Annotated in this window: 1 protein-coding gene; it reads left to right on the forward strand. The window is 67.9% G+C overall.

The annotated features are described in order from the left end of the window. A partial coding sequence (locus HKX41_12605; protein NNC24975.1) for an OmpA family protein occupies window positions 1-230 on the forward strand: 230 nt, incomplete at its 5' end. Window positions 231-249 lie beyond the last annotated feature (19 nt).

A 249-nucleotide genomic window follows, 5' to 3' on the forward strand; every position in this document is an offset into this window, starting at 1 on the left:
CGCGCATGACCCTGGAAGGCAACGCCGACGAGCGCGGCAGCCGCGAATACAACCTGGGCCTGGGCGAGCGCCGCGGCAATGCCGTGTCGTCGGCCATCCAGGCCAACGGCGGTTCGGGCGGCCAGATCACCGTCGTGTCCTACGGCGAAGAGCGTCCGGTGTGCACCGAGTCGAACGAAGACTGCTGGGGCAAGAACCGCCGCGTCGAGATCGTCTACACCGCCAAGTAAGCGGTCGGACCTTCCGAGC

The sequence above is a fragment of the Salifodinibacter halophilus genome (assembly GCA_012999515.1).
Classification (GTDB): domain Bacteria; phylum Pseudomonadota; class Gammaproteobacteria; order Nevskiales; family Salinisphaeraceae; genus Salifodinibacter; species Salifodinibacter halophilus.